A 21,812-nucleotide genomic window follows, 5' to 3' on the forward strand; every position below is an offset into this window, starting at 1 on the left:
GGAGTGAAACAAGATGAGTCAGCTCGCGACTGAAAAACAAACAACACCGAACCTTTCTATTCCCAAAGAACCTAAGAAATCTTATTGGAACAAGATAGGTTATAGCCTTCTTTATGTAATATTAGGAGGGTTCGCAATCGTTCAGATTTACCCATTGGTTTGGTTGGTCATTTTCTCATTAAAAACCAATTCAGAAGTTTTTGGAATGTCACCATTCGCCTTACCACAGGACCCACAATGGGGAAATTATACGAAGGCATGGACTCAAGGAAACATTGGGCTCTATTTTTTCAACAGTGTATGGATGACGTTACTTGCAGTGTTTCTAACTGTAATCTTTGCTAGTTTTGTAACATTTGCGATTACCAGAATGCATTGGAAACTTAGTGGACTTGTGCTTGGACTATTCATGGTGGGGTATATGATTCCGTTGCATTCAACATTGATTCCATTGTTTAATTTTTATAACAACTTAAATTTAATCGATAATCCAGTTTCGATTATCTTGTCTTACACGGCATTTAATTTACCGTTAACAATCATGATTTTACTTGGATTTTATAAGACCCTTCCAAGGGAAATTGAAGAGGCGGCAGTGATGGACGGATGTTCGATTCACCGAATCTTTTTCCAAGTGACGCTTCCAATGACAATCCCTGTTTTATCAACTACGGTTATCATTAATATGATTTACAATTGGAATGAATTTGTGTTCGTGAATACCTTTATTAGCTCTGATAAATGGAAAACATTGACGGTTGGAATCAATAACTTTGTTGGACAGTATTTAACCGATTGGGGTGCAATAGGAGCAACACTTGTCATTAGTATCGTTCCCATTTTAATTGCATTCTTATTATTAAGTGACAAAATCGTTGAGGGGATTTCCTCAGGATCTATCAAGGGATGATTTTATGAGGAAAACATTCCCGAAATTCAATAACTAAGGCAGATAAGAAGGTTTCCACTAAAACTAGAGGAACTTTCCTATCTGCCTTATTTTTATATAGATTCTGAGGTTTGTTTTTTTTGATCAACCCTATTAAAAGAGACATAGCATGCGGCCATTATAATCATCGAGGTTATACTGCCACCAAAGAAAAAGCCGATGCCAGGAAAGGTTTTCACGACAAAGTATACTGCAACAATCCCACTAATCATGACGAGGTTAGCAAGAGGGTTAATCAACATGATTAAAAAAGAATTCTTGAAAATTGCAAAAAACTTTACATTATAATGGACATAAACCGGGAACAGATAGAACAACGTCATGACACAAGTGAAAATAAACAAGTATAAAAGAATATGTATAATGCTAGTAAAACTAGTACCATTGTTTTTCATAAAAACTAAGTCAAGAACAATTAAGCCAGCAACAGCCAGAACAATCAGACCTAAACCATTGCTTTTTACAAATTCCTTTTTATAAGTAGTCCAGTAGGTTTGAAACACTGGGATATCTGTTTCACCGATAAGCCATTTACGAATCACGGTAAACATCGAAATGGTTGCAGGAAAAAAACCAAAGATGCCAAGACCTAATAAGGAAAATCCTATCCATAGTAAGTTAACATAGGCCAGCCTGGTGATCCATTCTGTCACGGCAAAGAGCCCGTTGATTGAAAAGCGATTCATTATTTCCTCCTTATATTCTACAATTGAGTCAACTCTTAAGTTGAAAGGGCTTTCTTTTAAACTAGTTTCATTATATAGTAATTCTGGTTTTTCCGATAGATAGGGAGGATTCAATGAATGAAAAACCGTTCCTTGGTCGGTGTCTAGTGGAACCATCCAAGGAACGGGATTTCTAAAAAGTTTATTTGGTTTCCTCATCCGAAAGGTCACTTTCTGTTTCAAGTTCTGCGTCAATCTCTGCGTCAAGTTCACTTTCGTTTCCTTCTGGATTCACTTCAGTTTCCAGTGATCCGTCTCCCTCCACTTCACTTGATGGGGAATCTTCTGTGTTCATTTCACCTTCAATAGATCCTTCTGTTTCGATTTCACCATTTTGTTCTTCTTGGTTTACATTACCATTAACTGGTTCTTCCTGAGGAGATATCTCGCCTTCTATGTCTTGAGTATTGCCACAAGCCGCTAGTACCATAAATGTAACGAATACAACTGCTAATTTCCAACTCTTATTTGCTATCATGATTATTCCTCCTATTATGATTTATTTAAGGATTGTAAACCTAAATGAAACTAGCCGTTTTTCAACTCCCTTCCATCAAAACTAAAGCCAAGTATAAACAAGCCTTTTTAAAAATCATGTCGATTCATCTACATTACAGGCGGTTTAAACAACTTGATAACTGCTGTTAATGTCTGAAAAATTCCCCGTGGTATAGAATTTAAGACAAAAGATGTGGTTGTTTCTTAACACTAAATTTCAAACTTAGTCCAACGTTAAAGAAGAGTGAATTTTTTCTAGGATCCATTTAAAAATAGATCTTTTTACAAGCCATCAAGACTTTTCCTTACTTTGACAGAAGAGTTTTACATTTCTAATGTTACATCAAATTTACAAAGGAATAATCCAAATTAAACCTGAATTCCGATATGGATATATGACTAGAAAAACAGGGTTTATTGGACGAGTGAGTGAGGAGTAGCAACAAAATAACACGTTGTCCCTGACGGCAGAATGTGTGTGAATGACAAAAAGAGTTTGAAGATTTTGTTAACATTTCAAAACATTAGAGGAAACTAGTGGAAAAGCTTTGAATATATACTAAAGGAATTACTCTGATTTTAAGAGGAGGAATAGGTGATGGCGAAGAAAGTGTTACTATTAGCGGGAGATGCGGTTGAGGCATTAGAAATCTATTATCCTTATTTTAGGTGCTTGGAGGAAGGCTATGATGTCCAAATTGCCGCTCCATCAAAAAAGAAGCTCCAAACTGTAGTACATGATTTTATTGGCTGGGATACTTATACGGAAAGTAAAGGCTACTTAATCGATGCACATCTCTCGTTTGATGAGGTAAATCCTGAAGAATACGATGGACTAATCATACCAGGCGGCAGAGCACCTGAATATATTCGATTGAATGAGCATGTCCCGAAAATAGTTGCCCATTTCTTTGAAGCAAATAAACCGGTAGCTGCTATTTGTCACGCTACATTAGTATTATCAACAGTTCACCAATATATAAAGGGGCGAGAGCTGACAGCTTATATCGCTTGTAAGCCAGATGTTGAAGCTGCAGGTGCAACCTATGTAAATGAACCCCTTCATGTTCAAGGTAACCTTGTATCCGGACATGCATGGCCTGATTTACCAGGGTTTATGAAAGAGTTTATTAAGATGTTGGGTTAACATTGCTAATTGTATTTCGATAGGTCTACTAAATATGTTAAGGTGACCTCCCACCCAAAGTGTGGGGGGGATTTTTTATCTACACTACAATTTGCATAAAATCCATTTTCAAGGTTGATGGAGTACTAAATTTGATAATCAATTATAATAAGAAGAAAAACCAAAAGGAAGTGGTCCTTTGGATTATAAATTTACCTCTTTATATTCAGAAATTGGTGGGCAAGAGACTCTGGATAAGTTAGTTCATGCTTTTTATCCACGTGTATATGCTGACGAGGAGCTCAAACCGTTGTTTGAAGGAGACATGGAAGAAATTCAGCGAAAGCAAAGAATGTTTTTATCTCAATTTCTTGGAGGACCAGCTTTGTATAGCGAAGAGTTTGGGCCCCCTGCAATGCGGCAACGTCATCTACCATTTGAAATCACACCGAAAAGAGCAGAACGTTGGTTATATTGTATGAAGGGAGCGTTTGATGAAATTGGTCTTTCTGACAAGCCGGCTGGTAATGCTTTTTACGATCGCTTAACACAAGTAGCGAAAATAATGGTTAATAGTCCGGATAAGGATTAATAGGGAATGATTATAATCGGACAATTAAGTATGTTTGTTTACAGTGATCTAATAATTAAGCCAATCATTCTAGTGAATGGTTGGTTTTTTTTGTGTCCGAAATTTCTAGGCAGTTATATTTAGTAGAACTTTGAAAAAAGTATTGCGATTATTCATCCTTTTTTCATAAAGAAAATAACAAACGTGCATAATAACATCAGTATAAAAAGTAGGAGGACCTCGATGTGAGTACAAAATATAGCTTGTCGTTTTTTGCCTTAGGTGGTTTGAATGAAGTAGGGAAAAATATGTACGCCATCCAATATGGTGACGATATTGTGATTATTGATTGCGGGAATAAGTTTCCTGATGAAAGTCTTCTTGGTATCGATTTGATAATTCCTGATGTTAGCTATTTGCAAGAAAATAGTGAAAAAATAAAGGCATTAATTTTAACACACGGACATGAAGATCATATTGGTGCAATCCCATTCTTTTTAAAGAAGTTAAATGTCCCTGTTTATGCCACTCGCTTTACGCTGGGATTAATTGAATTAAAACTAAAAGAACATAAGCTCTTAAGAGAAACGGAATTAAACGAAATTGATTCAAACTCAAGTTTAAGTTTCGATAAGATGAAAGTGAATTTCTTCAAGGTGAATCACAGTATTCCAGATTGTTTGGGTATCGTTTTTCACACACCAGAGGGGACCGTTGTACATACCGGGGATTTTAAGTTTGATTTAACACCCGTAAATAAACAATACGCTGACCTCCATAAAATGGCGAAAATCGGTAGTGAAGGAGTATTGCTTCTTATTTCCGAAAGTACAAATGCCGAACGTCCTGGCTTTACTCCATCAGAACAAATGGTTGGGGAGCATGTGACTGAAGCTTTTATGAAGGCGCAGGGGAAGGTAATTATTAGCACCTTTGCTTCGAATATTAATCGTGTTCAGCAAGTGGTCGAAGCTGCAATTGCTACCGACCGTAAGCTCGCCTTACTTGGAAGAAGTATGGTAAATGTCGTTGAGGTTGCGATGGAACGAGGGTATTTAGATATGCCCGAAGGAATGCTCATTGAACCTGATGAAATTGATGACTTGCCCCCAGAAAAGGTGGTCATCCTTTGCACAGGGAGCCAAGGGGAGCCAAATGCAGCGTTAGCACGTCTTTCCACTGGAAATTTCCGTGGTGTTGAAATTTACCCAGGGGATACGGTCATCTTTGCAGCAGGCCCAATACCAGGAAATGAAAAAAACGTAACAAAGATTGTCGATAATTTATATGCTTTAGGTGCAAAGGTCATTTATGGTTCCGGTAGCACGACCGGCATGCATGTATCTGGTCACGGGTATCAGGAAGACTTGAAGTTGATGATTAGCTTAATGAAACCAACCTATTTTATCCCAATTCATGGGGAACTAAGAATGCTTCATCATCACAGAATGCTTGCTGAGTCTGTCGGAGTTGAACCAGGAAATTCGTTTGTTCTAAATAATGGCGATGTTGTTGATATTGAGGACTCAATTGCTAGGCAAACTCGAAGTGTTCAAGCAGGAAATATTTACGTAGATGGCATTGGTGTTGGAGATGTGGGCGATGTTGTATTACGGGACCGCAAGCAACTTTCAGAGGACGGAATGCTAGTGATTATTTTATCGATGGGGAAGAGGGATGGAAAGCTTGTCTCAGAACCAGACACAATCACCCGTGGATTTGTTTATGCTCGAAATAATGAGGAATTATTAAAAGATGTGAACCGGTTAGTAAGCAAAACCGTTCACGAACAATCTGGACGTAACAAGAATGATTGGGGAAGTATAAAACAACAAATCAAGAAATCTGTAGGACAATATTTGTTTGCACAGACGAAGCGTAAACCGATGATTCTCCCGATTATCATTGAAGTGTGACTGAATAAAACAAGCTATAGAAAAACCTGCCCTTGTGGTGGGTTTTTTTCGTTTAAGTGCTGGTAAGGTCTTTCGCTTTAAAAAAGTTGGTATTAATCCCTTGTTGCTCAAATACCTTAAAACTGATGGATTTTTCGGAAATAGATGTAAAAATGGCTATTAGGCAGTTAAACTGCTCATAGGTGATTCGGTTTAAATGTGGTCTAAATTTTCAATATTTTTTTATTATGGATAATATTTCCGAGAAAAAGAAACTTTTTGGGATTGGTTACGTCTAATATATAGTACAAGTTTGATAGATTTGGTAATTCTTGTTACTAGGTTTAGTGCAAGCTTTTTTAGTGTAATTGATACATACGATGAACCTATATGCATTAGGTTTTTTAAAAGCGGCAAATAATTTTTACAGTGAGTGTAAGTACAGGAAGGTGCTGCCTTGCTAGTAAAAATGGTATAAGAAAGAAGGGTATTTATGAAGGATTGGTTGTTTGCGAAAGATAAGTTGTTAAACCGTTTCTTGGGGTTTTTCTTTTTTGCGGTTTTTCTATTGTGGATGAAAACTTACATCGTCCAAATTTCACAGTTTCAATTAGGTATTGAAAATTTCATCCAACATTTTTTGTTGTTTTTCAATCCACTAGGGTCAAGCATTTTATTCTTGGGATTTGTGTTTTTCTTTAAGGGGAAGAAGAGATATAAGTGGTTAATGGTTTTGTACTTTTTAATGTCAACACTTATGTATGCAAATGTTTTATATTATCGTTTTTTTAATGATTTTATTACGCTACCAACATTGACGCAGACTCAAAATTTTGGAGATGTTAGTAGTAGCATTGCGACTCTCTTAAAACCCTATGATCTCTTGTTTTTTGTAGATTGGTTTTTGCTACTAGGTCTTCTTGTTTTTAAAAAGGTTCGTTTAGAGGTTAGAAATCTGACGAGCAGAAAAGTTGCCGCAGTCTTTTTGTTGGCATTAGGTATTTCTTCGCTTAATCTTGCCATTGCAGAAGCAGACCGCCCTGAGTTGTTAACAAGAGGATTTGACCGAAATTACATTGTTAAATATTTAGGAATGTACAACTACACGATTTATGATACCGTCCAAAGCACAAAAGCATCGGCACAAAGGGTTTTGGCAAAAAGTGATGACGTTACAGAAGTTATTAACTATACAAGGTCTAATCAGGCTTCTCCTAACTCAGAATATTTTGGTGTTGGAAAGGATATGAATGTGATTTATGTTCATATGGAATCGATTCAAAATTTTCTCATTGATTATAAACTCCATGGGGAAGAAGTAACGCCTTTCTTAAATTCCTTGACTAGAGAAGCAAATATGCTGTACTTTGATAATTTCTTCCATCAAACAGCTCAAGGCAAAACATCGGATGCTGAATTTATGATTGCCAATTCATTGTATGGGTTGGCGCAAGGGTCCGCTTTTACAACGAAAGGGTTGAACACGTATCACAGTGCTCCAGCAATACTTGGTCAACAAGGATATACTTCCGCTGTTTTCCATGGAAACAACGGAACCTTTTGGAACCGAGACGAAATCTATAAATCAATGGGATATGATCATTTCTTCGATTCTAGTTATTATGAAATGAATGAAGTAGACATGGCAGAATATGGCTTGATGGATAAGCCATTTTTCGAGCAATCTATCCCTTACTTAGAGTCCTTGGCACAGCCATTCTATGCAAATTTCATTACTGTTACGCACCATTATCCTTTTAAATTAGCTGAAGAAGAAGCGACAATTGCCCCTCATACAACAGGGAATAAAACGGTTGATAACTATTTTCAAACAGCTCGATATGCAGATGAGGCTTTAGAGCAATTCTTTGCTTATTTGAAGGAATCAGGCTTATATGATAATAGCATTATTATCATGTACGGGGATCATTATGGGATATCCAATAATCATAATAAAGCAATGGAGCAGGTTATTGGGAAAGAAGTAACACCATTTGAAAGTGCTGGATTGCAACGTACCCCGTTGCTTATACATGTACCAGGCATTGAGGGCAAGGTTATTCATGAATATAGCGGGCAAATTGATCTTCTTCCTACACTCCTGCATCTTCTAGGATTGGATTCCAAAAAATACGTTCATTTTGGAACAGACTTATTATCTGAGGAGCATGATGACTTGATTCCCTTCCGCAATGGTGATTTTGTTAGTCCAAAGTATACTCTAGCAGATGGAAAGTTCTATGATTCAACTACTGGAGAGTTCATTGATGAAAATCAAATAAATGAAGCGAAAAAATACCAGGATATGGTGAAACGGAAATTAGACCTTTCTGATAAGGTTGTAAATGGAGACTTGCTTCGTTTTTATACTCCTAGAGGTTTTGAACTTGTCGACAGAGAAAAATATAACTACCAAAAACCAGAGGAACAACAATAGCATAAACAAAAAAGTGAGTACCTACCCAGGTACTCACTTTTTTTAGTGAACAATGGTTGTAGGGTTGTTTCTTAAGATTGTTTTTGCGTTTGATAGTACTCGTACATAGTCTTCCCAATATATATAAAAATGAGCGATAGAAAGATTACATATTCTACAGGCTCCATAACAGCTAATGGACTAACAGCATTCCGCAGGGATGTTATTAATTCAAACCCCATAAGAAGGTCTATCCCAAAAGAAAGACCAATAAGAAATACTAAAATAAGTAAAGTACTACCCCATATTTTCATCTTTATCACCTTTCATATGGTTTCCCTTTTATGAGAAGGATATCCGGACATTTGTGGTATGGGAGGAATATTTAGGCACAGTTTAGGAAAAATTGTAAAAAACAGAAAGGTCCTGAATGAACATGCCTTCATTTTTTAAACTAAATCAACGCAAAAAAATTAGGTCAAAACTTAAAAAACAAAAAGATCCAATGAAGGTGGATGAATTAAAGGAACCCCTCTGTCCTTTATTGGAAGAGCAATTGTCATTTATAAAAAGAAAAACGGGAAACAGTGCAGATGTCATAATACGTAAGGCATCCTTCGATGAAAAGCTGGGGATAAAAACAGCTGTTGTATATGTGGAAGGGATCTCTAATAGTCATTCAATCAACGACTTTTTAATTCAGTCTATAATAAAAAATCGCGAGTTGCACAGGAAGTCTCCTGATAAAGAACCCTTTGATATTTTAAAAGAAGAAATTGTAGCGTTGGGAGATGTCAATATTCGCCTTGATTGGAACGAAGTATTTCAATCATTGATGTCAGGTGAAACGATTGTATTAGTTGATGGTTGTTCGAAAGCCTTAAGTGCTAGTACAAGAGGTGGGGAGCAAAGATCAATCGAGGAGCCAGGAAGTCAGGTAACGGTTCGGGGGCCAAGAGATGGGTTCACGGAGTCAATAGGGACCAATATTGCATTAGTTCGTCGAAGAATTCAAAACCCAAATCTTTGGGTGGAGACAATGAAGATTGGAACAGTAACCAAGACGGACGTTTCCATGGTTTACATCAAAGGGATTGCAAAAGAAGAAATTGTTAATGAAGTTCGTAGTCGTTTAAATCGGATTGAAATTGATAGTATCCTTGAATCAGGGTATATTGAACAATTAATCGAGGATGAAAGCTTTACCACCTTTCCGACCTTTTATTATACAGAAAGACCGGATATGGTAGCGGGGAATTTATTAGAAGGACGCGTTTCTATCCTGGTTAATGGAACACCTTTTGCCTTGATTGCTCCGACTCTGTTTATTCAATTCTTCCAATCGGTTGAGGATTATTATAGTCGTGCCTACCTTGCAACTGCGTTACGGTTTTTGCGAATATTAATCTTTTTTATTTCGATTATTGCTCCAGCCAGTTATATAGCAGGTACGACATTCCATCAAGAAATGATTCCAACTCAATTGTTGATTGCGATTGCGGCTCAACGTGAAACTGTGCCTTTTCCGGCCTTTGTCGAAGCACTGATTATGGAAGTGGCTTTTGAGATTCTAAGGGAGGCAGGGGTTCGAATGCCTAGAGCTGTTGGATCTGCTATTTCGATTGTGGGTGCTCTTGTAATCGGACAAGCAGCCGTACAGGCGGGTATCGTGTCGCCGGCAATGGTTATTATCGTGGCCATCACAGCCATAGCAAACTTTGCCACGCCATCATTTGCAGTCGCGATATCGGCAAGAATCATTCGATTTCTCTTCATGGTTGTCGCGGCTACATTTGGATTTTATGGGATTATTCTAGGCCTTTTAGTCCTCACTATCCATTTAACGAGTCTTCGCTCCTTTGGAGTACCATATTTTGCACCGTTGGCCCCTTTAGTTCCTTCAGGCCTTGGGGATTCCATCGTTCGGTTACCTATGTGGGCATTGAAAAAGAGACCGTCGTTTATTGCGAACAAAGAAAACCAAACACGAATGGGGGAGAATCAGCATCCTAGACCAAATAAAAGTCGTGGAATGATTCCCCGTAATCCACAGGAGGATCAGGAATGAAACGGAAAACTCTCATTCTTACTTTACACCTCACATTATGTGTGCTTCTTGCTGGCTGCTGGAGCCAAAAAGAGCTAACCGATTTAGCGATTATCTCTGCTATGGGCCTTGATCTAAACGACAAGGGGGAATATGTTTCCACCCTGCAGGTCATCAATCCTGCCAATGTCGCAGGAGGCTTGCAAGGAGGAGGAGGAAGTGAAGGCCCCCCTGTCACGGTCTATACAGCAACGGGTGACAATATCATTGAAGTGAATCAACGTGCATCCAACCAATTGCCGAGAAGACGCTACTATGCTCACACGAATCTTTTGGTGATAGGAGAAGAGCTCGCTAGAAAAGAAGGGATTGACCTCATTTTGGATGCATTTGAACGAAATCCTGAATTTCGGATGACAGCTGTACTAATTATTGCACAGGATGCTAAGGCTGCAGATTTATTGAGGGTCATGACCCCAGTGGATAAAATCCCCGCTAATAAAATCATTAAAAACTTAAGGTTTACCGAGGAGCAGTGGGGTGAATTTTTTACACTAAACCTACAAAATGCCATAAAGGATTATACAACTACAGGGAAATCCCCAGTCATTACAGGATTTTCCATTCAAGGGTCTCCGGAGCAAGGGAAAAAGCTAGAAAACATTCAAGACAGTGATCCTGAGACAACTTTAAGTGCGAGTAGCCTTGGTATTTTCAAAGATGGTAAACTAATCAACTGGTTGGAAGGGAAAACAGCAAGGGGGACAGGGTGGATTCTCAATAAGGTAAAAAATACAGGGGTTAGTTTTAATTGGGAGGATAAAATGGATGCTGCTGTATATCAACTCATCCGCGAGCAAACCAAGAGTATTCCAAAAATAAAAAAGGGGAAACCACAGATTACGATTGAAGTCAAAGCAGAAGGCAACATTATGGAGTTAAGAGTGCCATCAGATTTAACGGACCCACTTTTGCTTCTTAAAATGGAAAAAGAGATAGAAAAGACAATAAGAGAAGAACTTACATTAGCTGTTGAGGAAGCCAAAAAGAGTAAATCGGATATTTTTGGCTTTGGGGAAGCCATTCACCAATCCTACCCCAAAGAATGGAAAAAACTGAAGGAAGAATGGCATGATGTGCATTTCCCCGAACTAGCTGTCGATGTAAAGGTAGATGCCTATATTCGAAGAACAGGTTTACGAAACAATGTTAATGAGTTGCCATAGGAAGATTATTTGCTCATGAAGGATGTTGAAAGGATATGGAAAAGGCAAAAATAAGCGCATATCAGCTCTTTGTCCTGATATTATTGTTTGAACTTGGTAGTGCGGTATTAGTGCCAATTGCTATCGATGCAAAACGAGATGCCTGGCTTGCCATCCTTTTAGGGATGGTAGGTGGGATTCTTCTGTTTTTTGTATATTATCGGTTGTATCGATTTTATCCAAAGCTTGTCCTTACAGAATATATGGAAAAGCTTGTTGGGAAAATTTTAGGGAAGATTTTATCCTTCTGCTATATCCTTTTCTTTGTATATTTGGCTGCAAGGGTACTGCGTGATTTTGGCGAGATGCTTATCACCTATGCTTATGTTAATACCCCATTGTTCATAGTGAATACCTTATTAATTTTAATTATTATTTATGCCGTTCAAAAGGGGATAGAGGTATTGGCAAGAACGGGGGAGCTTTTTTTTATGCTTTTATATCTCCTAGCAATTATCGGTTTTATTTTAATGGTCTTTTCAGGTCTTTTTGAACTTAAACAATTAAAACCTTTTTTGGAGAATGGGTGGGGACCGATTTTTAAAGTAGTCGCTACCCAAACATTATATGTCCCTTTTGGGGAGGCACTAGTTTTTTCTATGATTCTTCCGTATCTACAAAACACCAAAAAGATCAAAATTGCAGGGGTCGCTGGAATCCTATTAAGCGGAATTAATTTGGCGTTGGTGATGGCAATCAATATCAGTGTACTTGGGATTGATTTAGCAACACGTTCCCAGTTTCCGTTGTTAACTACAGTTCAAAGCATTCAGATAGCTGAATTTTTGGAACGTCTGGATGTCTTTTTTATGGTTTCGATGGTTATTGGAATCTTTTTTAAAGTAAGCATTTATTTTTACGCGGCTGTATCTGCTACGACTATCTTATTTAAGATTAAGGAACCATCAAAACTGGTTTATCCCATGGGACTTGTCATCCTTTTTATGTCAATAACGATTGCAAATAGCTACTCAGAGCACATAAAAGAAGGTCTTGAAGTAACCACGAGGTTTTTACACCCATTCTTTTTGGTGGTGATTCCAGTGGTTCTTTTGGGAATAGCTTATTTGAAAAATTGGGGTCAAAAACGAAAATCCCAAAGTGGAACTAAAAATACTAGTATGAGCCAAAAAGAACAGTTGTAACAAACTGTTCTTTTTTTGGTTTATTTTACGATGTCTTTCATCGAAGAGGAAAAAGCGCGTAGACAACTTACTGTTAATCGGCCAGGGGAACTGTTTTTCTTTTATAAAGACAAGCACATCATTGTAACAGAAGAGCTTTCTAAGGTTCCACTCACTTCAGGAGGATTTATCCGTGGTGAGAGTGTCCCTTCCATTTGGAAAGAGGCGCTAACATGGATTGAAGCTCAAGACCTCCACCTCCATAAACTTGTCAAAGAGGGCATCATTCTTGGCTCAACAGATAACGGAAACCGTTATGCAATTGCTCTTAAACCAGTGCATAAAAATAACCGTACTTTTGCACAGATGCATACCTATGAATCTAGTTTAACTGGAGAAACTTATTATCTTGAGACAAAAATCAATCCTCGCTCAGGGTTAGAGACATTAAAAAAAATCTTCGCCATGCTAGGGGTGCAGGTAAGTATTCCATTGTTAGAGGAAGTGCCTGAATAATTTAAGAAACAATGTGAAAAAAAAACACGGAATGATTTCTGCCTGCTTTTATGAGGAAGCCATATTGATAAATGTGGGAGAAATATCTTGTTTAGGGAAAACTAATTAAGGATTGTAACCATTGAGGGAGGTTGGAGTTCATGCAACCAGCCTCTATTCCCAGTTTAAGCATTTAAGTTTGTTTCCACTAAAGCAATTGTTATGATAGTTATTGACTTTTATACAGAAAGGATTTTTCTCATTGGCAAATATTCAGATACCTGTTTCTGTTTTAAATTTAGCTCCCATCCGTGAAGGTCAAGGACCGAAAGATGCTATCGACGCAATGGTGGACCTTGCACAGGCTACGGAAAAAATGGGCTATAACCGATATTGGATTGCAGAACACCATAACACCCCGACACTTGTAAGTTCAGCGACATCAATCCTAATTAAACATACTTTAGAACATACTGAATCCATTCGTGTTGGTTCAGGGGGAGTGATGCTCCCAAATCACTCACCTCTAGTTGTTGCTGAGCAATTTGGGACAATGGCGACAATTTATCCGAACCGATTAGACCTTGGGCTTGGGCGTGCTCCTGGAACAGATATGATGACGGCAAGTGCATTAAGACGCTCTCAAAATGACTCGGTTTATACTTTTCCGGAGGATGTTAATGCGTTACTTACTTACTTTGGGTCAGAAGATCAGCAGAATTACGTTAAAGCGTATCCTGGAGTCGGGACAAATGTTCCACTCTATATCCTTGGTTCCTCTACAGATTCTGCTTATTTAGCAGCAAGCCTTGGCCTGCCGTATGTGTTTGCGTCACATTTTGCGCCAAAATATATGGATCAAGCGATTTCGATTTATCGGAGTCGATTTAAGCCGTCAGAGTACTTGGATAAACCTTATATGATGGTCTGCTTGAATGTAATTGCGGCAGATAGTGATCAAGAAGCTAAATTCCAATCCACTACGATGCAACAATTTTTCCTTAATGTTGTCCGTGGTTCGCAGATGTTCTTAAAACCACCTGTTGAGAATATGGATTCGATTTGGAACCCAATGGAAAAAGAAATGGCTACTTCAATGTCGAGTGTCACTTTAATGGGAAGTAAGGAAACCGTCCGTGAGCAATTAACAGGTTTCCAAGAAAACTACAATGTTGATGAACTCATGGCTGTTTCGTATATTTACGATCAAGAAAAGCAAATACATTCCTATCAAATCCTTAAAGATATCGTAGAAGGAAAGTAACTTAGAGGCTCTTTTTATAGATAAATTAAATGAAGAAAAGGAAGCCATGGGTTTGGCTTCCCTTTTGTTATTGGTTGGTAAATGATCCTTAATGGTGTCGCTTAACTTGGTTCAGGTTGATTTTGATTGTTAGAATCATCGTCTGATCCCGTTCCAGTCTTTTCTGATGAACTCTGTTTCTCTTCTAATTCCTCCATTTTCCCTTCAAGGTGAGCTTTTTCCTTAGTAAGCTGCTTTACTTGACGTTGCAACATAAAATTTCTGAAAAGGCCGATGGAACCTACAATTAATCCACCTAATAAAGCAGAGCCAAGGACAATTAAGATAAGAGGCAAATAAGTAGTACCAAATACATAATCAACTTTTACTGATTCAACATTTACGACCGCAAATATTGCGACAATAAGGGCAAAAATCAACGCTAATATTAAATTCCACTGTACTTTCAAGTTTCTGACCTCCATTTCTCTTCACATATTGAATTAAGGATTTCCCTATAGGAGCCAAACTCCTTAAAGCATCATACTAAAGAAATCGTTCTATGTACCTTCAATAATAAACCAACATGAAAAAAGAGTTACTCTATATAATTTCACAATAAAGATTGAATCAAACATTATTCAATACAAAATCAATTATTTCTAGATATAGGAGAACCGTCATGAGATTAGAATCTGTTACAAAAAAGTGTCGAACAGTGATATTTCTCACTACGATATATCCAGTATATTTTTAAAATATAGATATGAAATCAAATAAGAAAGGGAGGGAAGAAGGAGCCATCTGTAAAAAAAATAATAATTATACTAAAAAAACAAAGGAAGTGCATAGTATGAAAAAGTTTTTATTATCTTCATTCATCATCGTTGCCATTTTAGCGCTAGGAGCATGTGGCGGACAAGAAAGTAGTGGAAGTGAAAGTAATGGTGGAACACAAAGTACAGTTGACCTAAATGCGAAAAACTGGGCATTTGACCAAGATACATACACTGTACCTGCTGGAAAAGTTACTTTTAACTTAAAAAATGAAGAAGGCTATCACGGAATTGAAATAGAAGGAACAGACGTAAAAATTGATGGAGACGGTTCTGCAACAGCTACCCTTGAACCAGGAGAGTATACCGTCAAGTGTAATATCCAGTGTGGTACAGGACATGAAGAAATGAAAGCAACGATTGTAGTGGAATAGGAACAAATAAATCATAAAATAATGTGGAGACACCGGAATACTCGGTGTTTCTTTTGTGTGGGTAAATGAGTCTACGAAAGAGTGTCAACAGGTACTATGGGTTTAGGCTAACCAACAAGTTTGTTTTCAGAATATTGATATAATTACTTTACCAATAGATAAATCCTTGTTAAAGTATAGAAAAGGAATAGTTTAAGACTAAATTTGACACTTGTCTTGGGTGTCCATTTTTTATATTACTATGAAAATCTCAAAATATATAAGGAGTGGAGAAATCGTTGAATATTTATGTAATCCGGCACGGGGAATCAGAACATAATGTAGATCGCAGCGTTATGGCGCATACTCATGATTCCAATCATAGTTTGACCCCACTTGGTGAAAAGCAAGTGAAAAAAACCGGAGAGTTTATGAAAACAATGGTGAACGAGAGTACGGTTTTATATACTTCCCCATATTTACGAACAAAACAAACGGCGAAAGCAATCTACTCCCAGTTACCAGGACAGGTTTCTTTTTATGAGAGTCCATTAATTAGAGAATGGGAACTAGGAAATCTGTATGATTTTACCGACCGAAGCCCCCAAGCGAAGAGAGAATTTAAAGCTGCTGGTCAGTTTTATTTTCGCTATCAAAATGGGGAATCCTTGGCCGATGTTTATTTGCGGGCAACCATGTTTATGAATACTGTTGTTGATCGATTGAACCAACAACAGCGGTATGAAAATCTCATCATTGTCACCCATGCTGCTTTTATGCAAATGCTTATTGCATTTCTAATGAAATGGCCAGTGGAAGATTTAGCAGGTTTTAAACCGATTGAGAATGCATCGGTAATTAAAATCAATGAGATAGATGGCGATTATCAATATGAGAAAATTTTTGTTCCAATTGTGTAATAGTGCATTCATTAGTGTCTAGTGGTAAAGATGTATTTTTAATTCTTAGGCTATTAAAAGGAATTTTGGGGAGAATATCTAGATAGGTAATATATTCTTATTCTTTCTAGAGGAGGGTTTACCTTGGAAATTTCTCTGCAAATTGGAGATCAAGCCCCTGACTTTTCCTTGCCAGCGACGAAAAAAGAAAAAATTGCTCTGGCTGATTATCGTGGAAAAATGAATATCGTCGTGGCTTTTTATGGAATGGATTTTACACCGGGCTGAATTAAAGAAATAGCCTCTTGGAAAGAGGACTACAAACGCTTTGAAACTTTGAATGCGGATGTGCTAGCAATTAGTGCCGACCACATCCATTCACATCGGGTTTTTGAGGCGAGTATGGGGACACTTCCATATCCATTATTGTCTGATTGGCATAAAGAAGTGATAAATAGATATTATGTTTATAATGAAAAAGGAGGTACTGCGATTCGCTCTGTGTTTGTGGTGAACAGGGAAGGGATGATCACATACATAAACACCTCATTCAAGGCAGATAAAAAAGAAGACTATGAAGCAGTGTTTAAGGAGCTTGGAAAGTTAAACTAATGAAAAAAATTCCGCACATAGTTGTGGAATTTTTTTTGATTTTGCTTTGTTACAATAAATAGGATAAATATAATTGCCCAAATAGAAAAAGCAGAATATGGCTATATCGATTATTAATATATATCAAGTTTAGCTGCAAATTATGGTAAAATACAAAAGTCGGTACAGAACAAACAAAAAAATAAATTGAAAATTTACTATCGTTCAGGGGTAAACAGAAAGGAATGAAAGTGTGTTTGAATGGAAGAATCTCTTTAAAGGGATGATGATGGGTGCTAGTGACGTTGTTCCAGGTGTTAGTGGAGGAACGGTTGCTTTGCTAGTGGGTATTTATGAAAGATTAATTGCAGCGATTAACGGTCTGACAACAAAGGATTGGAAAAAGCATGTTATATTCTTAATTCCAGTGGGATTAGGAATGGGAATTTCTATCTTAACTTTAAGTCATCTTATTAGTTGGTTACTAGAAGAATTCCCTGTGCCTACATTTTTCTTTTTTCTAGGACTTGTCTTTGCAATTATTCCGCTATTATTACGTGAGGCCGAATCTAAACAAACATTTAGAGGCGGTCATTACTTGTTGCTCGCCCTAGCGGCAGTAGCTGTTGCTTTGACTGGCTTTGTCGGGCAGGACCAAGGAGCGGTGATGGGTTCACTTTCTTTGTATGATTACATCTTCCTCTTTTTTGCGGGATGGTTAGCAAGTTCGGCAATGATCCTGCCGGGCATCAGTGGCTCTTTGGTGCTTCTTCTTTTGGGTGCATATGAAACAGTGATTGAAGCGATTAAATCCATTAATCTTCCGGTGATTATTGTTGTTGGTCTTGGAATTGTTGTCGGTCTTTTATTAACAAGTAAGCTAATCCAATATGTCTTTCAGCATTACCGTGTTGCTACTTATGCAATTATAACCGGTTTTGTTGTAGGGTCTATTTTTGTGATTTATCCAGGCTGGCCGGGGGATATTCTTTTGTTAGTCATCAGTTTTCTATGCTTTATCATTGGATTTTTCCTCGCTTTTCGTCTGGGCAAAGCTGGAGAAAGTATAAACTAGTTTTATGAATAGATACATTTACTTGTAAAAGAGGTGCCACCTGACAATAGTCGGTGTCACCTCTTTTGTTTGAACAAAGAAGATACAGCACACAGATCTTGGTTACCTAATAATGATATGTTGTGTACATGCTGGAAGGTTTTTCAGATCGGTCTTTAAAAAATCAGGGTATAGGGTGATTTCATCAAGCTTATTTATCGGGAACCACTGATAGAGAAGTCTTTCCCCCTCGAGGCCATAGAAGGCTTCATCATGATTCATCATCTTTTCAGATGAAACCCGGTAATAGAACCCTAGCTCATGGAAGTTTGAACCATTATATGTAAAAAAGTTTTCCGTCACCCACAATAAATGTTCTATCTTCACAGGTACACCAAGTTCTTCCATGAATTCTCTCTTTATCCCAGCAACTGAATCTTCTAAAACTTTCACTCTGCCTCCAGGAAGCGCCCAATGTTTGTCGTTCACTTGTTTGTGGAGGAGCACATGTCCATTTTCAATCATTACCCCAGCCACTCGGTAATTAAATACCCCATTTTCTACCTTAAAAACAGCATCCATCGTTCTCCTCCTATTCCTGTTTTAAAAATAACGCGCAGGCTTAATAGTATCATGTTTTCCAAGTTAGATGGACAATAAGTAAAACGTTTTATGGAGCAAAAGTGAATGGTAAAACCGATGATGTAACATGCAAAACCTAGCTAGTTCGCTATAGTTTTATAAATTTAAAAAGGAAAACCACTTTTTTAGTAGAATTTTATCATAACCGTATTGATCTCTAGTTAGGAGGTACCCATGAATAAATTTGCTGTAAATCTTTCTACAATTTTTACTGAAGTGCCTTTTATGGGGCGTTTTAAGAAAGCTCGAGAGTGTGGGTTTTCTTATGTTGAGTGTCAATTCCCCTATGAATATTGTATTGATGAGATTGAAAAAGAGCTAGAACAGAATCATTTAAAAATGGTTTTACTTAACTTGCCTCCTGGAGATTGGCAGATGGGGGATCGTGGTCTTGCAGTGGACCCAAGCAGAATAGATGAGTTTCGTCAGTCTGTTGGCAATGCTATCCAATACGCAAAAGCATTAAAAGTATCAAAAGTTCATTGTATGGCAGGTATTGTAAGTAACATTGAGCCTGAATTAGCACGCGAAACCTTCATTAGTAATATTCGCTATGCTGCTACTCAACTTGGTAAGCACAGTATCACTTTACTAATTGAACCGATTAATTCCTTTGATATACCAGGGTATTTTTTAAATAATTTTCACCTAGCAGTTGAGATTCTCCAGGAAATCAATCTGCCAAACGCAAAAATGCAATTTGATTTTTATCATATACAAAGAATACATGGAAACTCGCTCTCATTGTTTAAAAAATACGCTGATGTAATTGGCCATATACAAATCGCAGATGTTCCGGGACGGCATGAACCAGGGACAGGAGAAATGAATTATCAAGCAATCTTTAACCATTTGAGAGGGTGCTATCAAGGAGATATTGGATTGGAATATATCCCACTAACCAAAAGTGAAGACAGTTTTGGGTGGCTAACGCAAAAAAGAACGGAGGAAGATTGAGATGAAAATTGGATTTATCGGCACAGGCGTTATGGGTTCACGGATGGTAAAGCGCCTACTCAACCAGGGCAATAATGTATATGTTTACACCCGGACAAAGGAGAAAGCAAGACCATTACAAGAAGTTGGTGCCGGCTATTTAGAGTCAATCCCTGAGCTAGCACGCGAATGCGATGTCATCTGTACTTGTTTATCGATGCCGGCCGATGTGATAGAGGTGTATAGTGGCTCCAAAGGTATTCTTGAACACGCACGCCATGGTACGATTTGTGTTGATTTTACAACTGTTGGACCAGAAACGAGCAAACTCATTTTCGAACAAACGACGAAGGGTGGAATTAGCTATCTAGATGCACCTGTAAGTGGTGGACCTGAAGGGGTAGAAAACGGAACCTTAACGATTATGGTTGGGGGAGAGGAGCATGTTTTTGAAAGAGTGTTGCCAATTCTTAAGGTTATTGGAGGAACCATTGAATTTTTAGGTCCGGCCGGTTCTGGAAGCATTGCGAAGCTCATCAATCAATATCTCGTTGCCGTACACTCACTCGCTGCGTCCGAGGCGATGGTGGCAGGTGCTGCCTATGGACTTGATTCAGAGCAGCTTCTTAATTTGTTAAAAGTTAGCTATGGAGACAGCAAAATCTTGCGGAGACATATGGAGGAATATGTGCTTGACCGTCAATTTGAGCCAGGTGGAGCCGTTAAATATGTTCACAAAGATGTCCGGTTAGCCAATCAATTGTTTGAGGAAGCGGGTATGGGAGAGTTTACAGGGCAACTGGCACAACAAGCTTTCCAACAAGCTGAAGAAAAAGGGTTAAAAGATTTAGATATGTCAGCTGTCATATTACCATTGGAAAATGCTTGTGATGTTGTGGTGATGAAAAAAGCAAAGTCCAAACACTAAAAAAATCAAGAAAACATAACCGCTCTGTTCTGGGCGGTTATGTTTTTATGCCCATAAAGACTAATTACATGTGAGTACACCCATTCTAAAGTGCTTTCACATAAAAAGTACGAGTTCGTGGTCCATCAAATTCACAAAAGTAAATTCCCTGCCATGTACCAAGGAGAAGCTTTCCATTATTTACGATAATTTGCTGGGAAGGTCCGACTGTACTCGCCTTCATATGTGCCGCTGTATTTCCTTCCAGGTGCCGATCCAAACTATGATGCCATGGGTAGACTTCATCAAAGCGGCGAATCATATCCCGCTTTACATCAGGGTCGGCGTTTTCATTAATCGTAACACCTGCAGTGGTGTGAGGACAATAAACAATCAGTGCTCCATCCTTTATGTTATTTTTACTAACAAAATCCTGAACCAGTGAAGTCACCTCAACCATTTCATCACGAGTATTTGTTTCAATCGTAAAACTTTTAAGCATAATCGACATCCTTTCTAGTCAACAGTATTAGTCTACGTTCCATTTTAAAGAAGTGGCGGGAATAGATAAAGCAAGCCTATGTGTAGAGGTATGAAATTTTTAATAGCTTACATATTTTAGTTATCACAATGATTTGACTAGAGTGTAGGGGGGAGGAGAATATAAAGAGGTAGCGTGCAGGCCCTAAAAAGTATTAATAAAATGGAGGTTAACATATGGATTTAGCTTACCCTGTTGAACGGTCAAAAACAACGCAAACAAGATTGGTCCTACCCCCGGATACCAATCATTTACAAACCATATTTGGAGGAAAGGTTCTTGCCTATATTGATGAAATTGCCGCACTTACCGCAATGAAACATTGTAACCATGCAGTGGTAACAGCGTCGATTGATTCTGTTGATTTCTTATCTTCAGCCACAGTTGGAGATGCGCTGTACTTAGAGGCTTTCGTTGCTTCCACAGGAAGAACATCGATGGAAATTTATGTGAAGGTACATTCGAATAATCTCCTAACTGGAGAAGAAAAATTAACAACGGAATCCTTTCTAACGATGGTTGCAGTCGATGAATACGGGAAGCCAGTACCTGTCCCTAAAATCATTCCTGGTTCAGAAGAGGAAAAGAGACTATTTGAAGCAGCTTCTGCTCGAAAAGCGAATCGAAAAGACCGGGGATTGATTGGGAGAGGAAAATCTAAAAAATGAGGGAAAAATTAAGGGGATTCTTAACAAATGA

Annotated in this window: 23 protein-coding genes; 17 read left to right on the forward strand and 6 right to left on the reverse strand. The window is 38.0% G+C overall.

Annotated features, from left to right (window positions below; genetic code table 11):
• Window positions 1-13: 13 nt before the first annotated feature.
• Window positions 14-910 (forward strand): carbohydrate ABC transporter permease, encoded by an 897-nt coding sequence (locus tag LG336_RS12895; RefSeq protein WP_404332902.1) that lies wholly within the window; start codon window positions 14-16, stop codon window positions 908-910.
• 92 nt (window positions 911-1,002) lie between these two features.
• Here LG336_RS12895 and LG336_RS12900 read toward each other — a convergent pair whose 3' ends face one another.
• Window positions 1,003-1,635, reverse strand: a complete 633-nt coding sequence (locus LG336_RS12900; RefSeq protein ID WP_404332903.1) for a YesL family protein — start codon at window positions 1,633-1,635, stop codon at window positions 1,003-1,005.
• A gap of 181 nt (window positions 1,636-1,816) precedes the next feature.
• Window positions 1,817-2,152, reverse strand: coding sequence for a hypothetical protein (locus LG336_RS12905; RefSeq protein WP_404332904.1), 336 nt, complete (start codon window positions 2,150-2,152; stop codon window positions 1,817-1,819).
• Between the two features lie 618 nt (window positions 2,153-2,770).
• Between LG336_RS12905 and LG336_RS12910 the strand changes: the two genes are divergently transcribed.
• The 4 genes from LG336_RS12910 to LG336_RS12925 all read left to right on the forward strand — a co-directional run bounded on the left by LG336_RS12910 (window position 2,771) and on the right by LG336_RS12925 (window position 8,201).
• On the forward strand, window positions 2,771-3,319 hold the full coding sequence (locus tag LG336_RS12910) for a DJ-1/PfpI family protein (protein WP_404332905.1): 549 nt from the start codon (window positions 2,771-2,773) through the stop codon (window positions 3,317-3,319).
• A gap of 178 nt (window positions 3,320-3,497) precedes the next feature.
• The gene (locus LG336_RS12915; RefSeq protein WP_404332906.1) at window positions 3,498-3,890 is read left to right on the forward strand and encodes a globin; all 393 of its coding nucleotides are present in this window, start codon (window positions 3,498-3,500) and stop codon (window positions 3,888-3,890) included.
• Between the two features lie 224 nt (window positions 3,891-4,114).
• Window positions 4,115-5,785 carry a ribonuclease J gene (locus LG336_RS12920; protein ID WP_404332907.1) on the forward strand — a complete coding sequence of 557 codons (1,671 nt, stop codon included), beginning with the start codon at window positions 4,115-4,117 and terminating at the stop codon, window positions 5,783-5,785.
• Window positions 5,786-6,257: 472 nt separating this feature from the next.
• The gene (locus LG336_RS12925; protein WP_404332908.1) at window positions 6,258-8,201 is read left to right on the forward strand and encodes an LTA synthase family protein; all 1,944 of its coding nucleotides are present in this window, start codon (window positions 6,258-6,260) and stop codon (window positions 8,199-8,201) included.
• 71 nt (window positions 8,202-8,272) lie between these two features.
• Here LG336_RS12925 and LG336_RS12930 read toward each other — a convergent pair whose 3' ends face one another.
• Complete coding sequence (locus LG336_RS12930; RefSeq protein WP_404332909.1) at window positions 8,273-8,494, reverse strand: hypothetical protein; 222 nt, start codon at window positions 8,492-8,494, stop codon at window positions 8,273-8,275.
• A 122-nt stretch (window positions 8,495-8,616) separates the two neighbouring features.
• Between LG336_RS12930 and LG336_RS12935 the strand changes: the two genes are divergently transcribed.
• The 5 genes from LG336_RS12935 (at window position 8,617) to LG336_RS12955 (ending at window position 14,375) form a co-directional block, all read left to right on the forward strand.
• Window positions 8,617-10,248, forward strand: coding sequence for a spore germination protein (locus tag LG336_RS12935; protein ID WP_404333156.1), 1,632 nt, complete (start codon window positions 8,617-8,619; stop codon window positions 10,246-10,248).
• Complete coding sequence (locus LG336_RS12940; protein ID WP_404332910.1) at window positions 10,245-11,453, forward strand: Ger(x)C family spore germination protein; 1,209 nt, start codon at window positions 10,245-10,247, stop codon at window positions 11,451-11,453. The genes LG336_RS12935 and LG336_RS12940 overlap by 4 nt, the downstream gene beginning before the upstream one ends.
• Before the next feature lie 35 nt (window positions 11,454-11,488).
• Window positions 11,489-12,637: a GerAB/ArcD/ProY family transporter gene (locus tag LG336_RS12945; RefSeq protein ID WP_404332911.1), complete on the forward strand. Its 1,149-nt coding sequence runs from the start codon at window positions 11,489-11,491 to the stop codon at window positions 12,635-12,637.
• A 30-nt stretch (window positions 12,638-12,667) separates the two neighbouring features.
• A complete protein-coding gene (locus LG336_RS12950; protein ID WP_404332912.1) occupies window positions 12,668-13,132 on the forward strand; it encodes a hypothetical protein in 465 nt (154 codons plus the stop codon).
• A 241-nt stretch (window positions 13,133-13,373) separates the two neighbouring features.
• A complete protein-coding gene (locus tag LG336_RS12955) occupies window positions 13,374-14,375 on the forward strand; it encodes an LLM class flavin-dependent oxidoreductase (protein ID WP_404332913.1) in 1,002 nt (333 codons plus the stop codon).
• Between the two features lie 101 nt (window positions 14,376-14,476).
• On the opposite strand, the gene LG336_RS12960 is transcribed toward LG336_RS12955, so the two are convergent.
• The gene (locus LG336_RS12960; RefSeq protein ID WP_404332914.1) at window positions 14,477-14,824 is read right to left on the reverse strand and encodes a lipopolysaccharide assembly LapA domain-containing protein; all 348 of its coding nucleotides are present in this window, start codon (window positions 14,822-14,824) and stop codon (window positions 14,477-14,479) included.
• A gap of 383 nt (window positions 14,825-15,207) precedes the next feature.
• Here LG336_RS12960 and LG336_RS12965 point away from each other — a divergent pair, with 383 nt between their 5' ends.
• The 4 genes from LG336_RS12965 to LG336_RS12980 all read left to right on the forward strand — a co-directional run bounded on the left by LG336_RS12965 (window position 15,208) and on the right by LG336_RS12980 (window position 18,108).
• Window positions 15,208-15,564, forward strand: a complete 357-nt coding sequence (locus LG336_RS12965) for a cytochrome C oxidase subunit II (RefSeq protein ID WP_404332915.1) — start codon at window positions 15,208-15,210, stop codon at window positions 15,562-15,564.
• 278 nt (window positions 15,565-15,842) lie between these two features.
• Entirely contained in the window at window positions 15,843-16,463 is a 621-nt protein-coding gene (locus LG336_RS12970; RefSeq protein WP_404332916.1) for a histidine phosphatase family protein, read from the forward strand.
• A 123-nt stretch (window positions 16,464-16,586) separates the two neighbouring features.
• Complete coding sequence (locus LG336_RS12975) at window positions 16,587-17,054, forward strand: redoxin domain-containing protein (RefSeq protein WP_404332917.1); 468 nt, start codon at window positions 16,587-16,589, stop codon at window positions 17,052-17,054.
• A 232-nt stretch (window positions 17,055-17,286) separates the two neighbouring features.
• Entirely contained in the window at window positions 17,287-18,108 is an 822-nt protein-coding gene (locus tag LG336_RS12980) for a DUF368 domain-containing protein (RefSeq protein ID WP_404332918.1), read from the forward strand.
• A 102-nt stretch (window positions 18,109-18,210) separates the two neighbouring features.
• Here LG336_RS12980 and LG336_RS12985 read toward each other — a convergent pair whose 3' ends face one another.
• Window positions 18,211-18,669, reverse strand: a complete 459-nt coding sequence (locus LG336_RS12985) for an NUDIX hydrolase (RefSeq protein ID WP_404332919.1) — start codon at window positions 18,667-18,669, stop codon at window positions 18,211-18,213.
• Between the two features lie 234 nt (window positions 18,670-18,903).
• On the opposite strand from LG336_RS12985, the gene LG336_RS12990 reads away from it, so the two are divergent.
• Together LG336_RS12990 and LG336_RS12995 are read left to right on the forward strand one after the other, a co-directional pair.
• On the forward strand, window positions 18,904-19,686 hold the full coding sequence (locus LG336_RS12990) for a hydroxypyruvate isomerase family protein (RefSeq protein ID WP_404332920.1): 783 nt from the start codon (window positions 18,904-18,906) through the stop codon (window positions 19,684-19,686).
• 1 nt (window position 19,687) lies between these two features.
• A complete protein-coding gene (locus tag LG336_RS12995; protein WP_404332921.1) occupies window positions 19,688-20,593 on the forward strand; it encodes an NAD(P)-dependent oxidoreductase in 906 nt (301 codons plus the stop codon).
• Between the two features lie 85 nt (window positions 20,594-20,678).
• Here LG336_RS12995 and LG336_RS13000 read toward each other — a convergent pair whose 3' ends face one another.
• Window positions 20,679-21,074 (reverse strand): secondary thiamine-phosphate synthase enzyme YjbQ, encoded by a 396-nt coding sequence (locus tag LG336_RS13000; protein WP_404332922.1) that lies wholly within the window; start codon window positions 21,072-21,074, stop codon window positions 20,679-20,681.
• A 215-nt stretch (window positions 21,075-21,289) separates the two neighbouring features.
• Here LG336_RS13000 and LG336_RS13005 point away from each other — a divergent pair, with 215 nt between their 5' ends.
• On the forward strand, window positions 21,290-21,781 hold the full coding sequence (locus LG336_RS13005; protein ID WP_404332923.1) for an acyl-CoA thioesterase: 492 nt from the start codon (window positions 21,290-21,292) through the stop codon (window positions 21,779-21,781).
• Window positions 21,782-21,812 lie beyond the last annotated feature (31 nt).

This window comes from Mesobacillus maritimus (assembly GCF_044803185.1).
GTDB classification, from domain to species: Bacteria; Bacillota; Bacilli; order Bacillales; family Cytobacillaceae; genus Mesobacillus_B; species Mesobacillus_B maritimus_B.

Excerpts from the sequence above, each read along its gene's own strand:
- LG336_RS12895 (WP_404332902.1), top strand. The coding sequence starts at position 14 with ATGAGTCAGCTCGCGACTGAAAAACAAACAACACCGAACCTTTCTATT.
- LG336_RS12900 (WP_404332903.1), bottom strand. The coding sequence starts at position 1,635 with ATGAATCGCTTTTCAATCAACGGGCTCTTTGCCGTGACAGAATGGATC.
- LG336_RS12905 (WP_404332904.1), bottom strand. The coding sequence starts at position 2,152 with ATGATAGCAAATAAGAGTTGGAAATTAGCAGTTGTATTCGTTACATTT.
- LG336_RS12910 (WP_404332905.1), top strand. The coding sequence starts at position 2,771 with ATGGCGAAGAAAGTGTTACTATTAGCGGGAGATGCGGTTGAGGCATTA.
- LG336_RS12925 (WP_404332908.1), top strand. The coding sequence starts at position 6,258 with ATGAAGGATTGGTTGTTTGCGAAAGATAAGTTGTTAAACCGTTTCTTG.
- LG336_RS12930 (WP_404332909.1), bottom strand. The coding sequence starts at position 8,494 with ATGAAAATATGGGGTAGTACTTTACTTATTTTAGTATTTCTTATTGGT.
- LG336_RS12935 (WP_404333156.1), top strand. The coding sequence starts at position 8,617 with ATGCCTTCATTTTTTAAACTAAATCAACGCAAAAAAATTAGGTCAAAA.
- LG336_RS12940 (WP_404332910.1), top strand. The coding sequence starts at position 10,245 with ATGAAACGGAAAACTCTCATTCTTACTTTACACCTCACATTATGTGTG.
- LG336_RS12945 (WP_404332911.1), top strand. The coding sequence starts at position 11,489 with ATGGAAAAGGCAAAAATAAGCGCATATCAGCTCTTTGTCCTGATATTA.
- LG336_RS12950 (WP_404332912.1), top strand. The coding sequence starts at position 12,668 with ATGTCTTTCATCGAAGAGGAAAAAGCGCGTAGACAACTTACTGTTAAT.
- LG336_RS12965 (WP_404332915.1), top strand. The coding sequence starts at position 15,208 with ATGAAAAAGTTTTTATTATCTTCATTCATCATCGTTGCCATTTTAGCG.
- LG336_RS12985 (WP_404332919.1), bottom strand. The coding sequence starts at position 18,669 with ATGGATGCTGTTTTTAAGGTAGAAAATGGGGTATTTAATTACCGAGTG.
- LG336_RS12990 (WP_404332920.1), top strand. The coding sequence starts at position 18,904 with ATGAATAAATTTGCTGTAAATCTTTCTACAATTTTTACTGAAGTGCCT.
- LG336_RS12995 (WP_404332921.1), top strand. The coding sequence starts at position 19,688 with ATGAAAATTGGATTTATCGGCACAGGCGTTATGGGTTCACGGATGGTA.
- LG336_RS13000 (WP_404332922.1), bottom strand. The coding sequence starts at position 21,074 with ATGCTTAAAAGTTTTACGATTGAAACAAATACTCGTGATGAAATGGTT.
- LG336_RS13005 (WP_404332923.1), top strand. The coding sequence starts at position 21,290 with ATGGATTTAGCTTACCCTGTTGAACGGTCAAAAACAACGCAAACAAGA.